This window comes from Pseudomonas sp. Ma2-10 (assembly GCF_054330215.1).
On the sequence record NZ_JBTEYL010000077.1, the window covers coordinates 1 to 837 of the forward strand.

An 837-nucleotide genomic window follows, 5' to 3' on the forward strand; every position below is an offset into this window, starting at 1 on the left:
AGCGTGCCCTCGGCCTTGGCCCGGCAAAGCGTCGACGCCCGAGTGAGCGCCCATACCGTCGAAATCCTGCATGGACACCGGCGAGTCGCCAGCCACCTGCTGCTGCAACGGCGCGGCGCCTACAGCACCCAAAGCGAACACATGCCGGCCTCACACAAGGCCCATCGTGACTGGACACCCCAGCGCCTGCTCGACTGGGGCGAGCGGATCGGCCCGCACGTCCGGCAGATCGTCGAACATCAACTGACCCACAAACCGCATCCGGAGATGGGTTACCGCTCCTGCCTGGGCCTGCTGTCGCTGGCTCGCCACTATGGCAACGAGCGCCTGGAGGCGGCAGCCAGCCGCGCCGTGCAACTGCGTGCACTCAACAGCCGCACCGTACGCAACCTGCTCAAACAAGGGCTCGACCAGCAACCGCTGCCCAAGGTCACCGCCGCTCAACCCGCCTGCCACGAGAACGTGCGCGGTGCCGACTATTACACCCAAAAGGAGCTGTTCAATGATGACGCAACACACGCTTAACCAGTTGCACCACCTGCGCCTCAGCGGCATGGCCACTGCGCTGGAAGAGCAATGGACACTGCCGGCCTGCCACAGCTTGAGCTTCGATGATCGGCTCGGTCTGCTGCTTGACCGCGAACTGGCCTGGCGCGACAACAAACGCCTGGAACGGCTGCGCAAACAAGCCAAGCTCAAATACGCCGGTGCCTGCCTGGAAGACCTCGACCGCCGTCCGGGCAGAGGCCTGGACGAACGCCAGCTCGCAACCCTGGCCAGCGGTGACTGGATCCGCCAACAGCACAACCTGTTGCTGACCGGCCCAACCGGCGTCGG

1 protein-coding gene and 1 pseudogene are annotated in these 837 nt (G+C 65.2%); both read left to right on the top strand.

What is annotated here, in order from left to right; translation table 11 throughout:
• A pseudogene (locus ACXPVS_RS27360) lies at positions 1 to 615 on the top strand (Mu transposase domain-containing protein); the annotation flags it as partial.
• The coding region (locus ACXPVS_RS27365; protein WP_458512656.1) for an ATP-binding protein at positions 554 to 837 on the top strand (284 nt) is incomplete at its 3' end. The pseudogene ACXPVS_RS27360 and the gene ACXPVS_RS27365, both read left to right, overlap by 62 nt.